This window comes from Ancylobacter dichloromethanicus (genome assembly GCF_018390645.1).
Classification (GTDB): domain Bacteria; phylum Pseudomonadota; class Alphaproteobacteria; order Rhizobiales; family Xanthobacteraceae; genus Ancylobacter; species Ancylobacter dichloromethanicus.
This window is the reverse complement of record NZ_JAHBGC010000020.1, coordinates 601,437-614,570: the sequence shown is the minus strand read 5'-3', so window position 1 is coordinate 614,570 and position 13,134 is coordinate 601,437. Positions and strand designations below refer to the sequence as shown.

Here is a 13,134-nt window from a genome sequence, read left to right as displayed (position 1 = left end):
CGGCGTCATTGCGCGCCGGCCGCGCGGAATCCCGGTCTCAGGGCCGTTCGCCGCGGGCGAGGCGGCCATTGATGGCGGCGAGCACCGGCAGCAGGTCGGCCACCCCGTCGACGACATAATGCGCCCCGGCCGCGGCCAGCTTTTCCGCCGCGCGACGTCGGCGCGTCGCGAAGTCCTGCGCCGAAAGCGCGGCCGTGTCCGCCTGCGACAGCCCGAACACATTGCCGGTCACGGCGACGCCGACGGTCCAGGCGCCGCCGTTGAGCCCTTCGCCGATGCCAACCTCGGTGTCGTCGACCTTCACCGCCGCCCAGGCCGGATATACCTGCATCTCGGTCAGCACCTTCCACATCAGGAACGGCGTCGGCCGCCCGTCCGGCACGTCTCCGGTGCAGGCCATGGCGTCGGCGACGAAGCCCTGTTCTGCCGCGATCGGGGTGATCCTGGCCATGATCTCGCGGGTATAGCCGGTGGTGCTGCCGATCTTCAGCCCCTCCGCCCGCAGCGCCGCCGCCGTCGTCGCCGCCCCGGGAATGAGGTCGGCATAGCGCGCCGCCACCGCGATGTTCTTCGGCACGAACACCTCATAGACCGCGTCGATATCGGCCTCGGTCGGGGTGTGACCGTGCACCCGTTGCCACTCGGCGGCGATGCGCGGCATGGTCATGAGCGCGGCCACGTGCGGGCGCTTGGCCATACCCATCGGCACCCGCGCCTCGTCGACGCTGATCGCGACGTCGAATGCGCGGAAGGCATCGACAAAGGCACCCATCGGCGCCAGCGAGCCGAAATCGACGACGGTGCCGGCCCAGTCGAACACGACGGCCTTGAGGTGAGACAGTGACATGGCATTCATCCGGTTGAAGAGGTCGGCAGCGTGAAGGAAGGGGACAGCGGAGCCGGTCAGCCGGCGAGGATGGCGGCCTCGACGATGTCGAGCGCCCGGTCGAGATCCTCGCGCGCGATAACCAGCGGCGGGGAAAGGGTGAGCACGTTGCCCTGGCTGACCTTGAAGCTCAGCCCGGCCTCAAGGCAGCGATAATAGACCGCCTCGGCAAGCCGCCGGTTCGGCTGCCGCTCCGCCTTGTCCAGAACCATCTCGATCCCCATCAGCAGCCCCCGCCCGCGGACGTCGCCGATGTAAGGCGAGCGCGCCATCACCTCGCGCAGGCGGCCCATCGCGTGCTCGCCCAGTTCGGCGGCGCGTTCCGCGAGACCTTCCTCGCGGATGATCGCAATCGTGGTCAGGGCCGCGCGGGCGGTCACCGGGTTCTTCTCGTGGGTGTAGTGGCCGATGGCATAGTCGCCGGCGACATCGAGGTCGTGGTGGGCGATCACCGCCGCGATCGGCAGGATACCGCCACCCAGCGCCTTGCCGAGCACGATCATGTCGGGCGTCACCTCGTCATGCGCGCTGGCGAAAAAGCGCCCGGTCTTGCCGAGACCGGTGGGAATCTCGTCGAAGATCAGCAGCGTGCCATGGCGGTCGCAGGCCGCGCGCACCGCCTTCCAGAAGCCCGGCGCCGGCACCAGCGGGGTGGCGCGCATCGGCTCGGCGATGAAGGCGGCGATGTCGCCCTCGCGGCCGAGCACATAGGCGATCATGGCAGCGCAGGCGCGCGCCGACTCTTCCAGATTGTGGTGGCCATAGGCGCAGCCATGGCCGGCCCAGGGCGCGACATGCTCGGCCCCGGGCAGCAGCGGGCCGGCTATGCCCGAGCGAAAGGTCGCCTCGCCGCCGACGCTCGCCGCGCCAAAGCCGGCACCGTGAAACGCATCCCAGAACGACAGCGTCTTGAAGCGTCCGGTGGCGGCGCGGGCCAGCTTCAGCGCCACTTCGACGGCATCCGAGCCACCGGTGGTGAACAGCACCTTGTCGAGCCTGCCCGGCGCCAGCCGTCCCAGCGTCTCCGCCAGTTCCACCGCCGGCGCGCAGGTGAAACGGCGCGGCGCGAAGCACAGTTCGTCCATCTGCGCCTTGATCGCCGCCCTCAGGCGCGGGTGGCCATAGCCGATGTGATGCACGCTGTTGCCATGGAAATCCATGGTGCGCCGGCCTTCCGTATCCTCGATCCAGATGCCCTCGGCCCTGGCGATGGCCGACACGCAGGGGCTGGAAAGGCTCTGGTGCAGGAAGGCATCGGCGTCGCGCTTGAGCAGCTCCGTGGTGGCACGGTTCCGCTGGCGCGCTGCCCATTGAGCGCGGGCGGCCGAGGTGTTGGATTCGCCCTCGGTGTGAACCAGCGGGAGGGAGGGGATGGACATGGCGTGCCTCAGGCGACCAGCGCGGCGCGTTCGCCCAGCACATCCGGTGCCGGCGCGGCGCTGGCGACGCCCATCTCGTCCAGCGACTGCCTTGCCGCCGCGACCACCGCACGCATCACCGTCGCGTCGAGATGGCCGATGCAGCCGACGCGAAAACTCTCCGCCACGGTGAGCTTGCCGGGATAGATGAGGAACCCCTTCGCCTTCATCAGCTCGTAGAAACGGGGAAAGGCGAAGTTCGGGTCGGCCGGGCAGAAGAAGGTGACGATGATCGGCGACAGCCAGCGGTCGGCGAGCAGCGTCTCGAATCCGGCCGCGCGCATGCCGGCGACCAGCACGTCGCGGTTCTGCACGTAGCGGGCCCCGCGAGCGGCGACGCCGCCCTCGGCCGCGTGAAGACGCAGCGCCTCGATGAAGGCCGCCACCACATGGGTCGGCGGCGTGAAGCGCCACTGGCCGGTCTTCTCCATCACCGTCCACTGGTCGTGCAGGTCGAGGCTCAGCGAATGGCAATTGCCCCTGGCGGCCTCCAGCGCACTTTTGCGGGCGATGACGAAGCCGAAGCCGGGCACGCCCTCGATGCACTTGTTGGCGGAGGACACGATGGCCTCGTAGCGCAGCGTCCCCGCATCCGCCGGCACGGCACCGAACGCACTCATCGAATCGATCAGCAGCTTGCGGCCGCGCGCCTCGACCGCCTGCGAAATCTCCGCCACCGGGTTGAGAATGCCGGAGCTGGTCTCGCAGTGGATCGCCAGCACGTGGGTGATGGCGGGATCGGCGTCGAGCGCGGCGCCCACCTCCTCGCCGCGCGGCGGCAGGTAATCACCCTTGTCGATCACCGCATGGGCCCGGCCGAGCGTGCGCAGGATCTGCGCCGCCCGCAGCCCATAGGCGCCGTTGGCGAGCACCAGCACCTTGCCCTCGCGCGGCACCAGCGTGCCGAGCATGGCCTCGACGCAGAATGTACCGCTGCCCTGCATCGGCACGCAGTCGAATTCGCCTTGGGTATCGCCGATCATCGCCAGCAGCCGGCGCCGCAATTCGGCGGTCAGCGCGTGGAAATCCCCGTCCCACGATCCCCAGTCGCGCAGCATCGCCTGCTTCACCGCAGCCGCGGTTGTCAGCGGGCCAGGTGTGAGCAGATAAGGCTCCCCGAGCAGAGGGGGCGCGAACGCCGCCGTCGCGGCCTCGTCGTTCTGGCGATCCGGCATCGAGCTTCCTCCCAATGATCCCGCAGCACGGCGCCAGAATGGCGTGTCACTATCCATTTGAAAAATCGTTATTTTATATCGACCTATAAATTGGTACGATATGCCTGCTCGCATTCTCAGGGGCGCTCCCGGCCGGACCGGCGGCGGATGACATCGTGCGCTACGTCCAGCTCCGGGCCTTTCATCATGTCGCGATCTCCGGCGGCTTCTCGCGCGCGGCCGCCGAACTCTTCCTCACCCAGCCGGCCATCTCCGACCAGGTGCGCAGGCTTGAGGCCGAGTACGATGTGCTGCTGTTCGACCGCACCCGCCGGCAGATCGCGCTGACTCCGGCGGGAGAACGGTTGCTGGCGGTCACCCGCCGTCTGTTCGATGCCGAGGACCAGGCACTGGAACTGCTGTCTGAATCGCGCGCGCTGCGCGTCGGCACGTTGCGCATCGTGGCGGACGCGGCGCATCACATCGTCCACGTCCTCCAGGCCTTCCGGCAGAGATATCCCGGCGTCACGGTGTCGCTGCGCGCGGGCAACACCGAGACCGTGGTCGAAAACCTTCTGAACTACGAGGCCGATATCGGCGTGCTCGGCGATCTGAACCCTCGTCGGGAGTTCGACCTCATCCGCCTTGACTCCACGCCGATCACTGCCTTCGTCGCGCGCGACCACCCGCTCGCCGGTTCGCCGGCGCTCGCGCTCGCCGAACTCGCCCGGCATCCCCTCGTCGGCCGTGAGGGCGGCTCAAAGACCCGGCGGCGGCTGGAGGAGAGCGCGGCGAAGGCGGGGATCGCGCTTGCCTTCGCCATCGAGGCCGAGGGCCGCGAGGCGGTGCGCGAAATCGTCGCCGCCGGCCTCGGCATCGGTTTCGTCTCCGAGGCCGAGTTCGGGCTCGACCCGCGGCTGGTCAAGATACCGATCGCCGGCGAGCCGGTGCTGATGGAGGAGGCGCTGATCTGCCTCAGCGAGCGTGCCCACGCGAAGACCATACGGGCGTTCTTCGACCTCGCCCGCGCCCTGCGTCCCGCCTGAGTCCCCGACGAAGCGGATGCCGCGCGTGCCTCCTCACTCCCCGGGGTCGAATGCCAGCGAGCGAAGCAATCGAGCCCCCGCCCGGACATCGGGCGAGATTGGCGCGCAGCGGGGCGCGGTGACGCGCGCGGAAGCTGGAGGGCGGCGGCCATTCGGCATAGCCGCCCCCGATGATGGCGACGTCATATGGCATGGTCATTTCCTTGGTGGATGTCTCAAGCCGGCCCGGCGAACGAAGTCGTCGACCCACGCCGCCTACGACCGGCAAGGCGCGCCGCCCCCCTGGCGAACGGCACGGTAGGGGAGATGCCCTGTGCTCCGGTTCCGCCCTGCCTCGTCGCCTACCGGGATCGGCGCGCGAGGGGGCAGTCATGTAAGGACGCGTTGCGGCCTGCCGCGTGTTCACGCGAGCAGCGCATCGGACTATGGGTCGCCTTGGGGCAGCTACCCACCATTCGCACCAGTTCGACGGGCGACTGCACGCCCATCTTGTGCAGCAGGTTGATACGGTGCCCCTCCACCGCCTTGACGCTGAGATTCAACGTATGCGCCGCGACCTTGTTGGGCTGGCCGCGCAGCATGCACTGCAGCACGGACTGCTCACGCTCTGTCAGCATTGCGAGCTTGGCGCGAATGTCGTCGCAGATCAGTTCGCAGGAGTAATTCTGCGAATCCCAGCGGATCCAGTGCTGCACGAGTTGCAGCAGCACCGTGTCGTTGACCGGCTTTTCGAGGAAGTCCCGCGCGCCAGCATGTAGCGCCCGCACCGCCATCACCACGTCCGCATGGCCACTGATCATGACCACTGGCATGGTCCAGCCTATCCGGCCCACCTGCTCCAGAACCTCGATGCCATTGATTCCGGGCAGGCGGACGTCCAGCAGCAGGCAGGATGGGCGGCTGATATGGGCGAGTTCAAGGAAAGGCTGCGGGTGCTGGAACAATTCCGTCTTCAGGCCAACCGAGCGAAACAGGGCTGCCAGAGAGGCGTTGAGCCCGGGGTCGTCGTCGACGATGTAGACCGCCGGCTCACGCATCGGGCGTCTCGTCTTCGCCGCGACAGGGCAGGCGAATGGTGAAGCGCGTACCTTCGCCCGGCTGCGCCGCCGCCTCGATGGCCCCGCCCAATCGCTGGGCCAGTGTGCGGGCGATCGACAGGCCGAGCCCCGAACCATTCGCCTTGGTGGTGATGAACGGCTCGAATATCCGCTCGCCGAGTTCCTTGGGCAGGCCGATGCCGGTGTCGAGCACATCTACCCGCACATTGGACGCACTTTCGCGCAGCGTATGAATATCGAGATGGCGCTGACCCAGCGGCTGCGCGCCCATCGCCTGGATGGCATTGGTAACGAGGTTGAGGATGATCTGCTGAAGGATGATCTGGTCGCCCTGCACGGGCGGCAGATCGGCCGCGAGCTGCAGTCTGAAGTCGACCGACTGCTCCCGCATCGCGGGCCCGGCGAAGCCGAGCACCACCGTCACCGCGGCATTCACGCAAGCCGCAGCGGAGGATTGCGGCGATCCCTTCAGGAATGAGCGCAGGCTCTTGATCACATCCCCGGCCCGTGCCGCTTCGGCGCCGATATTGATGAGCACCTCTTCCAGTTCGCCCACGCGAACGGCCCGCCCCATTAGCGACCTGCGGGCAGCGCCGGCGAAATTGACGATGGCGCCGAGCGGCTGGTTGATCTCGTGTGCCAGCGCCATGGCCATCTCGCCGAGAGCCGCCTGCCGGTCGGCGCGGAGCAGTTCCTCCACCAGCACCTCGGTCGAGCGTTGGGTGGCGCGCCTTGAGGTCTCGTCGACGAAAGCCAGCGCCTCCAGCGCCCGCGCGCCTTCGCCGTCGATCGAAAACCGCCGAACCCGCAGGTCCTGCGACGCCGTGCCTCCGGCGATCCGCACCACGTCCATATCCGCGCCCTGGTTCGGCGGGGTGGTGAGCAGGGCGGAAATGTCGTCGGGAGCGAAGGACAGCCGGGTAAGGAGTTCACGCAGCGGGCAGCCAACCACCTGCGCCCGCGCGACGCCGAACAGCCGCGCAAAGGCGAGATTGGCCGAGCGCACTATGCCGCGCCTGAAACTGATCACCCCCTCGGGGAACTTCTCCAGGACGACACCGACATAGTCGCCTGGCGGCCGCCGCTTCGATCGCTTCCCGGAAAGGCTTCCGGGAGATTCAAACGCCCGATTTGGATAATTATTTAGTATTACAAATGAATTCATTTTAAAAATCCCAATAAAATGTTGCCATCAAGGCCATTTATTGCTAAACAATTCTAAATTGTCATAGCACTGCGTTGCCGGAGTCGCAGCGGGATCTGATATTATTCATCTGAATATTTCAATCAAGAGACATTGGCTGGTCTCGTAACTTAAGAACGATGTGAATCACACGCCATGTTGGGACGAAACACAGCCCTTGCGCTGGCGCTCCCGGCGCGCGGGAGTTGAATATACTACCACAGCCCCCGAATGATACCACTTGCTGATGTGGCGAAAGGCGGGTCTTGAGCCGTCGAACCGCCCGTTGCCCCATGGTCGCCCGGGGCTTCCCCCGTTCGGATCAGGGCTCCCCCCTATTGGTACCATGATCCACTGGAGCCGGCCGGGTTTCCATGGCGGGAGGGTGGAATCACGCGCCTTTCGCTCCGGGTCCCGTCCATCGCACTGTTGCGTCGCTCGAAGGCTCCGTCGGAGGCTCAGTCGGGGCTCGTTCGGTGACATTCGGGAATTATCCAGCTTTCATTCTGAGGAGGTTCAAATGGCCGTAGAGAAGATCAACGCCTCGAGCAGCCTCGCCGAAGTCGTGGATCGCATCCTCGACAAGGGCGTGGTGGTCGATGCTTGGGTTCGCGTTTCGCTGGTCGGCATCGAGCTGCTGGCTGTCGAGGCCCGCGTCGTCGTCGCCGGCGTCGACACCTACCTGAAGTACGCTGAGGCCGTTGGCCTCACCGCGAGCGCCCAGACCGCGTGAAGGTGAGTCGATCGGGTCTCGCGATCCGATCGGACGAGCCCGTCCAGGCTCGTGTTCACCGGGGATCGACACTGCCGCAGGGACCATTGGTGCCTGCGCACGGGGCTTCGATGCCAGGACCGATCAGCTTGCCGCGCAGGCTGATCGGTAACCCCGCCATCGGATGCCCGGCTGGATGGCCGATGCGCCCTTCGTGCCTCCAGCGAAGGCAAGAGCAATTCAATCTTGGGGCAAGGAGCATCGGAGCATGTCTTTGGCCGGCCAGATTTCCCACACCGTCGCGACACTGGCCTCAACCCGCGAGGCCCGTCACGCGGCGCTTGGCGGCATCCGCAAGGATACCACTCGCCATTTGGGCGACGCCCATGCCGCCCGACGCCGGATGGCCTCGGAGCAGCAGCACCGCCTCAGCGAGGCGTTGCGTACCATCAAACTCAGCACTGCCATTCTGCTCGGCCAAGCCGATGAGCGCATTGATGGCTACCGCAAGGCGCGCATCAAGCAAGCCGCCCGCCTCTATCACGATCGGTCAGAAGGCTTCGCGGCGTTGCGGAGCAGCACGCGCAAATGGATGGGCACGCAGTCCGCCATGCGCCGCAAGGCGGAAGCGGCGGACCTTCGCCAGCGCCAGTTGGACCGCAACGCCCTCAGTGCCGCCGTGCATGAGTCGACGACCGGCAATCTCGCCTTTCTCGCCGCCCTGACCGGCGACCGGCAGGCGGCGTCGGGCATCTGGCACGGGCGCGTCCGCTCGGCGCCGGCCGCCGCGAACGCCGGGAAGGCCCCGCCCGAGGCGCCAAAGCAGGATGCGCCCAAGGCCGAAATGCTGAAGGTCGAGACGGTCACACTCGACGCCACCGTTCCGGAAGTTGTGGCGCCGCCGACGGCCGGTCCCGCCAAGGTAGAACCCGCCATGCCGGAGGTCGCCAAGGCCGAGCCGCTCCAGGGTGCGCCCGGCAAGGTGGCCGCTCCCATCGCGGTCGACAACAAGCCGACCGTCGCCAAAGGCGCCGGCGACAAGGGGTCGGGTGAAAAGTCCACGTCAGGAAAGTCCGCGTGAGCGTCATACCCGGCGCGTCTCTCTGAAACCTGCGGGCGTCGGCGTTGTCAGCACGCCGACGCCCGTCCCAAGGCGCCAATCGTGAATTCGGCAACCGACGAGGAATTTCCGCATGACCACCGAGGCCGCATCCAGGGAACCGCTGCCGGCAACATCCGGGTTCGGCGCCGCGTCGCAGCCTTTCGCGCCCAAGGTGGGCGGCCGTTCCAGCCAGGCCGCGCTGACGCCCCGTCCGCGGAACGGCTTCGTCGAAACCGAGCAGGTCCGCGACCTCACCCGGCGCGGTCTGGGCTTTCTAAAAGCCGGCTATCCGCTTCATTTCCGCGGCCCGGCCGGAACCGGCAAGACCACGCTCGCCCTGCATGTGGCCGCTCAGCTCGGCCGGCCGGTGATCGTGATCACCGGTGACAACGAGCTGGGCACGGCCGATCTGGTCGGCTCGCAGCGCGGCTACCATTACCGCAAGGTAGTGGATCAGTTCATCCACAACGTCACCAAGCTGGAAGAGACCGCCAACCAGCACTGGACCGACCACCGCCTCACGACGGCCTGCCGCCAGGGCTTCACCCTGGTCTACGACGAATTCACCCGCTCGCGGCCGGAGACGCACAACGTGCTGCTCGGCGTGTTCGAGGAGAAGATGCTGTTCCTGCCGGCGCAGGCGCGGGAAGAGTGCTACATCCGGGTGCATCCGGAATTCCGGGCCATCTTCACCAGCAACCCGCAGGAGTATGCCGGCGTCCATGCCAGTCAGGACGCCCTGGCCGACCGGCTCGCCACCATCGACGTCGACTATCCCGACCGGGCGATGGAACTTGCGGTCACGGCCGCCCGCACCGGCCTCGCCGACGCCGGCGCCGCCCGGATCATCGATCTCGTGCGCGCCTTCCGCGCCTCCGGCGACTATCAGCAGACGCCGACGCTGCGCGCCAGCCTGATGATCGCCCGCGTCGCGGCGCAGGAAGGTTTCGAGATCTCCATCGACGATCCCCGGTTCGTGCAGTTGTGCTCGGACGCGCTGGAATCGCGCATCTTCTCCGGCCAGCGGGCGGAGGAGACCGACCGCGAGACGCGCCGCGCCGCGCTGCTGGCCCTCATCGAGATCCACTGCCCGTCGCTGGCGAAGCCGCGCGCACGCCGCGCCAGCCCGCATCCGCGCATCCTCCGGGAGGGCTGACCGCTATGGGCTCCGACAAGAAGACGGCGCGCACGCGAGGGCTGCGCGATGTTGCCACGGTGCAGACCCGGCTTACCCACGCCGCGCCTTCCAACCGCACCCAGGCGGTGAGCCGTTTCGCGCGGCTGGAGAACGAGCGCAGCCGCCTCCTGCGCGAGTTGGAGGCCTGGAGCGCCCGCCAGGCCGAGGCGGAGCGGATGCTGGCCAAGGTCGACGAGGAGCTTTCGGCGATGCGGGTCATGCTGCTCGACGCGCCGCCCTCCCCACCGTCGGCGGGATCGCCGCCCCGGCGTCGGCGAGTGCGCCAGGAAGCGGCCCCCGAGCCGGTGGCGGCGCACGCACACGCACTCATCGAATATTAGGCAACTCAGCTCTGAGAAGGGGAGTGGCTACATGACCGGCAAGGACGACAAGGATCAGGACGAGGGCCCGCACAAGAAGGCGGGCGCCAAGCCAAACGCCAGGCCGGACGCCGATCCCAAGACCGAGGCGCTGGCCGATCTCGGGGCGGCGTTCCGCGGTCTCGGCGGCCTGGTGGAAATGCTGGGCACGCTGGTCGAGAAGGCAGAGGACGTCCAGCGCGAAGGCGAGTTCAGGGTGAAGGGGCTCGGCGATCAGGCGCGCGGCGTCTACGGCTTCAGCCTGCGCACCGGCATTGGCGGGGTTCCCCAGGTCCGGCGCTTCGGCAATGTCACCCCCACCGCCAAGGGCCCGGTGGTGGAGGACGTGCGCGAGCCGCTGGTGGATGTGTTCGACGAGGCCGACGAGATCATCGTCACCGCCGAGATCCCCGGCGTGGCGGAGAACGAGATTTCGCTCGCGCTGGACGGCAACCGGCTCTCGCTCTCCACCACCGGCCGCCACCTCTACGCCAAGACCATCACCCTGCCCGGCCCCGTCGACCCCGCCTCGCTGGAGCGCAGCCACCGCAATGGCATCCTTCAGGCCAAGCTGCGAAAGGTCTGACGCCATGAGCGGGATGGCGGAGGGGATCGGCGCCTTCACCGTCGGCGAAGCCCGGGTCCGGGTCGTCACCGACTGCGCCGCCGACATTTCCGCCATCGTGCAGGCGGAGGAGCGCGTGGTGCGCCGATTGGTCGACCAGGGCCTCTGGCGGCACGAGACGGTGACGCTGTTCGTGCTCGACGACCTGGCGCCGCTGGTCGGCCAGCTTGCCCGGACGCACCGCCTGGTGGCCGACGACCTGGTGCGCCTGCCGCAGCGCCCCATGGTCAATCTCTACGACCCGCGCCACGCCACCGAGTGCTTCGTCTTCGTCAACCGCCACATCATGACGGCGGAAGGCTATTGGGGCGACAGCCTCGCCGCCGAGGGCCTGCTCGCCCATGAGCATGCCCATCCCCTCTCCGAGGCGCCGGCGACCACCGCCGCCCGCACGCTGACGGTGGAGGCCGAGGGTCCCGCCACCCTTGCCCCGCTCGCCGCGCAGCTGGGGCGGACCTTGTCCACCGGCGCGGTGACCGAGCTACTCGCCAACCGCTTCTGCCTTGTCCATGGCTTTGACGACGCGCTGCGGCACCTCGACCGGCTCACCCTGCGCCAGGCGGTGAACAATCTGCCGCAGCGCCTCGAACTGGAGCGTCGGGCGGCGGCGGCGGTCGCCGCCGGCACATTGCCATCCGAGCAATTGCGCCCGCTGCTGCGGCTGGCCGATGCCCAGATCAGCCTGCCCTTCGCGCTGGAACTGGTCCCCTTCGTCCAGTCCGGCCTCACCGCCGAAATGGCGGATCTGGAGGAGTTGCTGCTGGACGACCTGATGTCCCGCATGGCGCCGGAGGTCACGGACATGTACCGCGACCTCAGCGAGCGCTTCCTCCGCCTCCAACCGGAATGGAGCGGAGAGGCGATCGCCGGCTGGTGCGCGGACATCCTCCTGCGCCTGTCCGCTTTCCTCTCCGCCGGTGGCGCGCCGCTCTCCTTGCGCCTCGCCCCCATCGCGCCCAAAGCAGAAGGCCCGTCATGAGCGCCACCCTGTCCGCCCCCGTGAACCGAGCCCGCACCACCGAGGCGGTGGCACTGGCCGACGGCAAATATCTCTACGGCATCATCGACGCCCCGGCGCCGGCGACCTTCGATGTGCCGGCCATCGGCGGGCGCGGCGACGAGGTGCACACGATCACGCTGGGCCGTCTCGCGGCCGTAGTGAGCAATTCGCCGCGGATCGAATACGACAACAGCCGCCGCAACATGCTCGCCCACACCCGTGTGCTGGAGCAGGTGATGGCCCGTCACACGCTGCTGCCGGTGTGCTTCGGCACGGTGGGGTCCGACGCCGCGGTGATCACGGAGAAGATCCTGCACGAGCGTCGCGACGAACTCCTCGGGCTGCTTGAGCAGATGCGCGGCCGGGCGGAACTGGGGCTGAAGGCGTCGTGGCGGGAAGAGGTGGTGTTCGAGGAGGTGCTGGCCGAGAATCCGGGCATCCGCAAATTGCGCGATTCACTGGTCGGCCGCTCCCCGGACAAGAGCCATTACGAGCGCATCCAGCTCGGCGAGCAGATCGGCCAGGCGCTGGAACGCAAGCGCCGGGAGGACGAGCAGCGCGTGCTCGACCGGGTCCGGGCCTTCGTCCACAAGAGCCGGCTCAACAAGGTCATCGGCGACCGCATGGTAATCAACGCCGCCTTCCTGGTGGACACCGCGCTCGAAGCCCAGCTCGATGCCAGCATCCGCGCCATGGACGAGGAATGGGGCGCACGGCTCAGCTTCAAATATGTCGGGCCGGTGCCGCCCTACAACTTCGTCACCATCACCATCCACTGGTAGCCGGATCATGGGCATTCTGACCGATGTGGTGTTCGCGCCGGCCGTGGGGCCCCTGAAGGGGGTGCTGTGGCTGGCCCGCATCATCGCCGAGCAGGCCGAGCGCACCCTCTATGACGAGGACGTCATCCGCGCCGCGTTGCTCAGCCTGGAGCAGCAGCTCGAGGCTGGCGAGATCGGCGAGGACGAATACGACAAGCAGGAGGAGCTCCTGCTGGAGCGCCTGAAGATCGCCCGCGAACGGATGCGCAGCGGCCTCTAGCGAAACAGGCCGCCGAGCGGAGCCCCGGCTCCCGCCCGGCCGATCCCAGACATATGGTCAGGCCCCGCGGCCAGCCCGCGCGGAGCCAGGAGGCAAGGCATGGCGACGACACTGGAACTGATCCGCAACGTGAAGACGCAGGTGCAGGAACTGACCGGCTTCGCCGCCGACAGCGTCTCGGAATTCAACGCCACCGAACTCGGCTGGGAGATGACCGTCAACCTGCTGGAACTCAAGCGCATCCCCTCCTCGACCGACCTTCTGGCGGCGTACCGCATCACCCTCGACAAGGACGGCAACGTGACCGGCTATCACCGCTCGCGGCGCTATCTGCGCGACCAGGTGATGGAAGACGCCCCGTGATCGGCCGGGG

Annotated in this window: 15 protein-coding genes; 10 read left to right on the top strand and 5 right to left on the bottom strand. The window is 67.8% G+C overall.

Features of this window, described 5'->3' with window-relative positions; translation table 11 throughout:
• Positions 1 to 37 precede the first annotated feature (37 nt).
• Genes phnX through KHC23_RS11605 form a run of 3 tightly spaced genes read right to left on the bottom strand, consistent with a single transcriptional unit; the run spans position 38 to position 3,479 of the window.
• On the bottom strand, positions 38 to 856 hold the full coding sequence (gene phnX, locus KHC23_RS11615) for a phosphonoacetaldehyde hydrolase (RefSeq protein ID WP_213372608.1): 819 nt from the start codon (positions 854 to 856) through the stop codon (positions 38 to 40).
• Between the two features lie 47 nt (positions 857 to 903).
• On the bottom strand, positions 904 to 2,265 hold the full coding sequence (pbfA, locus tag KHC23_RS11610) for a (R)-1-hydroxy-2-aminoethylphosphonate ammonia-lyase (protein ID WP_213372606.1): 1,362 nt from the start codon (positions 2,263 to 2,265) through the stop codon (positions 904 to 906).
• 8 nt (positions 2,266 to 2,273) lie between these two features.
• Positions 2,274 to 3,479, bottom strand: coding sequence for a 2-aminoethylphosphonate--pyruvate transaminase (locus KHC23_RS11605; RefSeq protein ID WP_213372604.1), 1,206 nt, complete (start codon positions 3,477 to 3,479; stop codon positions 2,274 to 2,276).
• A gap of 155 nt (positions 3,480 to 3,634) precedes the next feature.
• Here KHC23_RS11605 and KHC23_RS11600 point away from each other — a divergent pair, with 155 nt between their 5' ends.
• On the top strand, positions 3,635 to 4,504 hold the full coding sequence (locus KHC23_RS11600; protein WP_213372602.1) for a LysR substrate-binding domain-containing protein: 870 nt from the start codon (positions 3,635 to 3,637) through the stop codon (positions 4,502 to 4,504).
• A 341-nt stretch (positions 4,505 to 4,845) separates the two neighbouring features.
• Here the strand turns inward: KHC23_RS11600 and KHC23_RS11595 are convergent, their stop codons facing one another.
• Both KHC23_RS11595 and KHC23_RS11590 read right to left on the bottom strand, forming a co-directional pair.
• Positions 4,846 to 5,541 carry a response regulator transcription factor gene (locus tag KHC23_RS11595; protein ID WP_213372600.1) on the bottom strand — a complete coding sequence of 232 codons (696 nt, stop codon included), beginning with the start codon at positions 5,539 to 5,541 and terminating at the stop codon, positions 4,846 to 4,848.
• Positions 5,534 to 6,592 carry a sensor histidine kinase gene (locus KHC23_RS11590; RefSeq protein ID WP_271188621.1) on the bottom strand — a complete coding sequence of 353 codons (1,059 nt, stop codon included), beginning with the start codon at positions 6,590 to 6,592 and terminating at the stop codon, positions 5,534 to 5,536. The genes KHC23_RS11595 and KHC23_RS11590 overlap by 8 nt, the downstream gene beginning before the upstream one ends.
• A gap of 673 nt (positions 6,593 to 7,265) precedes the next feature.
• On the opposite strand from KHC23_RS11590, the gene gvpA reads away from it, so the two are divergent.
• The 9 genes from gvpA to KHC23_RS11545 all read left to right on the top strand — a co-directional run bounded on the left by gvpA (position 7,266) and on the right by KHC23_RS11545 (position 13,124).
• Positions 7,266 to 7,478, top strand: a complete 213-nt coding sequence (gvpA, locus tag KHC23_RS11585) for a gas vesicle structural protein GvpA (protein ID WP_213372596.1) — start codon at positions 7,266 to 7,268, stop codon at positions 7,476 to 7,478.
• 247 nt (positions 7,479 to 7,725) lie between these two features.
• On the top strand, positions 7,726 to 8,538 hold the full coding sequence (locus tag KHC23_RS11580; protein ID WP_213372594.1) for a hypothetical protein: 813 nt from the start codon (positions 7,726 to 7,728) through the stop codon (positions 8,536 to 8,538).
• A gap of 112 nt (positions 8,539 to 8,650) precedes the next feature.
• A complete protein-coding gene (gene gvpN, locus KHC23_RS11575) occupies positions 8,651 to 9,715 on the top strand; it encodes a gas vesicle protein GvpN (protein ID WP_213372593.1) in 1,065 nt (354 codons plus the stop codon).
• Positions 9,716 to 9,720: 5 nt separating this feature from the next.
• On the top strand, positions 9,721 to 10,077 hold the full coding sequence (locus KHC23_RS11570; RefSeq protein WP_213372591.1) for a hypothetical protein: 357 nt from the start codon (positions 9,721 to 9,723) through the stop codon (positions 10,075 to 10,077).
• 31 nt (positions 10,078 to 10,108) lie between these two features.
• Positions 10,109 to 10,681, top strand: coding sequence for an Hsp20/alpha crystallin family protein (locus KHC23_RS11565; protein ID WP_213372589.1), 573 nt, complete (start codon positions 10,109 to 10,111; stop codon positions 10,679 to 10,681).
• A gap of 4 nt (positions 10,682 to 10,685) precedes the next feature.
• On the top strand, positions 10,686 to 11,699 hold the full coding sequence (locus KHC23_RS11560; protein WP_213372587.1) for a hypothetical protein: 1,014 nt from the start codon (positions 10,686 to 10,688) through the stop codon (positions 11,697 to 11,699).
• Positions 11,696 to 12,502, top strand: a complete 807-nt coding sequence (locus KHC23_RS11555) for a GvpL/GvpF family gas vesicle protein (protein ID WP_213372585.1) — start codon at positions 11,696 to 11,698, stop codon at positions 12,500 to 12,502. Before KHC23_RS11560 ends, KHC23_RS11555 begins: the two co-directional genes overlap by 4 nt.
• 7 nt (positions 12,503 to 12,509) lie before the next feature.
• A complete protein-coding gene (locus KHC23_RS11550) occupies positions 12,510 to 12,761 on the top strand; it encodes a gas vesicle protein GvpG (protein ID WP_213372583.1) in 252 nt (83 codons plus the stop codon).
• Positions 12,762 to 12,860: 99 nt separating this feature from the next.
• The gene (locus tag KHC23_RS11545) at positions 12,861 to 13,124 is read left to right on the top strand and encodes a gas vesicle protein GvpO (RefSeq protein WP_213372581.1); all 264 of its coding nucleotides are present in this window, start codon (positions 12,861 to 12,863) and stop codon (positions 13,122 to 13,124) included.
• The last annotated feature ends 10 nt before the right edge of the window (positions 13,125 to 13,134 follow it).

Coding starts and splice junctions, on each gene's coding strand:
- KHC23_RS11580 (WP_213372594.1), top strand. CDS start 7,726: ATGTCTTTGGCCGGCCAGATTTCCCACACCGTCGCGACACTGGCCTCA.
- gvpA (WP_213372596.1), top strand. CDS start 7,266: ATGGCCGTAGAGAAGATCAACGCCTCGAGCAGCCTCGCCGAAGTCGTG.
- KHC23_RS11605 (WP_213372604.1), bottom strand. CDS start 3,479: ATGCCGGATCGCCAGAACGACGAGGCCGCGACGGCGGCGTTCGCGCCC.
- KHC23_RS11555 (WP_213372585.1), top strand. CDS start 11,696: ATGAGCGCCACCCTGTCCGCCCCCGTGAACCGAGCCCGCACCACCGAG.
- KHC23_RS11550 (WP_213372583.1), top strand. CDS start 12,510: ATGGGCATTCTGACCGATGTGGTGTTCGCGCCGGCCGTGGGGCCCCTG.
- KHC23_RS11560 (WP_213372587.1), top strand. CDS start 10,686: ATGAGCGGGATGGCGGAGGGGATCGGCGCCTTCACCGTCGGCGAAGCC.
- KHC23_RS11570 (WP_213372591.1), top strand. CDS start 9,721: ATGGGCTCCGACAAGAAGACGGCGCGCACGCGAGGGCTGCGCGATGTT.
- gvpN (WP_213372593.1), top strand. CDS start 8,651: ATGACCACCGAGGCCGCATCCAGGGAACCGCTGCCGGCAACATCCGGG.
- KHC23_RS11595 (WP_213372600.1), bottom strand. CDS start 5,541: ATGCGTGAGCCGGCGGTCTACATCGTCGACGACGACCCCGGGCTCAAC.
- pbfA (WP_213372606.1), bottom strand. CDS start 2,265: ATGTCCATCCCCTCCCTCCCGCTGGTTCACACCGAGGGCGAATCCAAC.
- phnX (WP_213372608.1), bottom strand. CDS start 856: ATGAATGCCATGTCACTGTCTCACCTCAAGGCCGTCGTGTTCGACTGG.
- KHC23_RS11545 (WP_213372581.1), top strand. CDS start 12,861: ATGGCGACGACACTGGAACTGATCCGCAACGTGAAGACGCAGGTGCAG.
- KHC23_RS11565 (WP_213372589.1), top strand. CDS start 10,109: ATGACCGGCAAGGACGACAAGGATCAGGACGAGGGCCCGCACAAGAAG.